The 229-nt window shown below is 72.5% G+C and carries 1 pseudogene; it reads right to left on the reverse strand.

From position 1 onward, the window contains the following. Positions 1-229: pseudogene (locus DO944_RS16000) on the reverse strand (hypothetical protein); the annotation flags it as partial.

A 229-nucleotide genomic window follows, 5' to 3' on the forward strand; every position in this document is an offset into this window, starting at 1 on the left:
CGACGAACGACGACCCGTCGCCCTCCGCGCTCTCAGCATCGCTCTCCGCATCGGCGTCCGCAGAGCCGACACCAGCCGCGTCGCCCTGCACCCGCGCGTTGATGATCTCCCGCGCCTGCCGCGTCAGCCGGTCCACGATCCCGTCGGCGATCACGGTGGGCAATGTCGCGATGAGATCCGACATCCCATCCGGCCCGGGCTGCACCTGCACGCACCGCCCCGCGGCGGC

The organism is Microbacterium sp. SMR1, assembly GCF_003289625.1.
Taxonomy (GTDB): Bacteria; Actinomycetota; Actinomycetes; order Actinomycetales; family Microbacteriaceae; genus Microbacterium; species Microbacterium plantarum.